General features: G+C 53.1%; 2 protein-coding genes and 2 pseudogenes. All 4 read right to left on the bottom strand.

What is annotated here, in order from left to right; genetic code table 11:
- Nucleotides 1-385 (bottom strand): annotated as a pseudogene (locus BHE89_RS16740) (TrbC family F-type conjugative pilus assembly protein); the annotation flags it as partial.
- Nucleotides 386-404: 19 nt separating this feature from the next.
- Nucleotides 405-935 (bottom strand): S26 family signal peptidase, encoded by a 531-nt coding sequence (locus BHE89_RS16735; RefSeq protein WP_021293639.1) that lies wholly within the window; start codon nt 933-935, stop codon nt 405-407.
- The gene (locus tag BHE89_RS16730; RefSeq protein WP_011872858.1) at nt 932-1,249 is read right to left on the bottom strand and encodes a hypothetical protein; all 318 of its coding nucleotides are present in this window, start codon (nt 1,247-1,249) and stop codon (nt 932-934) included. The genes BHE89_RS16735 and BHE89_RS16730 overlap by 4 nt, the downstream gene beginning before the upstream one ends.
- Nucleotides 1,250-1,263: 14 nt before the next feature.
- A pseudogene (locus BHE89_RS16725) lies at nt 1,264-1,572 on the bottom strand (type IV secretion system protein TraC); the annotation flags it as partial.

Here is a 1,572-nt window from a genome sequence, read left to right as displayed (position 1 = left end):
CCCCCTGCCCCAGGTTCATTCCTTCCGGGATTCCACGGAACACAATTACAGCATCAGGCTGGCCTGACACCGCTGTGAGGACATCATCCAACCCCTGATCGCCAAGAGACAGCGAGGCGAAAACCAGTATCCGATGGTCGGTATAAATACCCTTTTCGGCCTGCTTGCGGTGCATTTCCTTTAGCGTCGGGTTAGTTGACTGGAGCTGCTTGAAAAATGCCTTGGCTTCGGCCTGAGCCTCGTCCATGTGTTGGTTTTGCAACAGAGATGGCATTTCCATCTTCTGGGCCTTTTGGGCAATTTGCTTTCCTTGCTCAATAAGCGCCTTATCCTGCTCTGTGAGCGGAGACTCTTGAGCGTATGCCCCGCCAGCCACAGAGAACATCAACGCCACCAGAACGCTCTTAGAACAGGGGATATGCGCGGCCAATGATCTGATCATTTTTCACAGTCCCCCAGTAACGTGAGTCGAAGCTGAATGGGCTTTTGCCCATAAACCAGTAGTTGTTCTCTTTCAGCGTGGCCTTGCCGTAAAAGTGGCTCTCTGGCAGATGTAGTTTCCCTGCGAGCTGGAGCCCCTCTCCGACGACATCACCATTGACGGTGATCTTCCACTTATCGTTGATCTCGACTTTATCCCCCGGCATACCGGTGAGGATTTTGACCATGCGAGTCCCGTCCTTGTAGAAAGGCTGCATGTTCTTGGCGTGAAAGGCGTAAACAGCTCCCCTCTCCAGAGTCTGGTCGTTCAGATCAATGAGGAAGAAGGTGTAACCCGGCAGGCACTTCTCCTGTTGTGGATCAATGCCAATACGGTAGCGGCTGGCAAAGGCCGCACCAGCAGCCCAAAGAACCAGTAGTGTCACACCGGCTTTAACCCCGAAGCGCTTCCAGGATTCCTTTTTGACGAAATACTTCTTGAGTGGAAATTTCATTTCAGCACCTCATCAGGGAGGTACACGTCACTTGGAGCCCCGACGACAGCACTTGCGTCAAGGACCAAATAACCTGCGTCTTTCAACTTCAAAATTGCGTCATTGGTCTTGACCATCAGCCTTTCGACTTCCGCCTGAGAGGCACCAGCGGGATACGCCGACGCCACTTTAGCGAAGTCAACCACGACCACTGGCGGGGTTTGATTCAAACGCTGATGGATGCTTGCCGTTTGTTCGCTCATCACGTAGTAGCTACCGCCGAAGCCACCAGCGGCACCGAGAATGGCGGCGATTGCGATTGATTTAATGTCCATTGCTGTCTCCCTGGTTATGCAGCCTGCTGACGGCTTCGCATCACGGCCTTGATTGCCTCAGGGATGCTCATGCCTTGTTTCACAAACTGGTCGATGGCGTTAACGTCCACCGGATCGGTCGAATAAAGCAGCTTCTGGAAGTCGCCCACTATCAAGCGTCCGACGCCCATACCACTCTTCGATTTGATAAAGATTTCTGAGTACACGCCCTGGATGGTGTGTACCGTTTTGAGGGTGTGGAACCCGCCCTCTGAAAGGGTCAGACGACCGCTACGTTTAACAGATTCCACGGTTTCTTCGGTCTGGCCGAGCAAGTACATGCT

Source organism: Shigella sp. FC1967 (assembly GCF_001743005.1).
GTDB lineage: Bacteria > Pseudomonadota > Gammaproteobacteria > Enterobacterales > Enterobacteriaceae > Proteus.
Note: the sequence above shows the minus strand (reverse complement) of the source record. Positions and strands in the feature narration are given on the sequence as shown.

Excerpts from the sequence above, each read along its gene's own strand:
- BHE89_RS16730 (WP_011872858.1), bottom strand. The coding sequence starts at position 1,249 with ATGGACATTAAATCAATCGCAATCGCCGCCATTCTCGGTGCCGCTGGT.
- BHE89_RS16735 (WP_021293639.1), bottom strand. The coding sequence starts at position 935 with ATGAAATTTCCACTCAAGAAGTATTTCGTCAAAAAGGAATCCTGGAAG.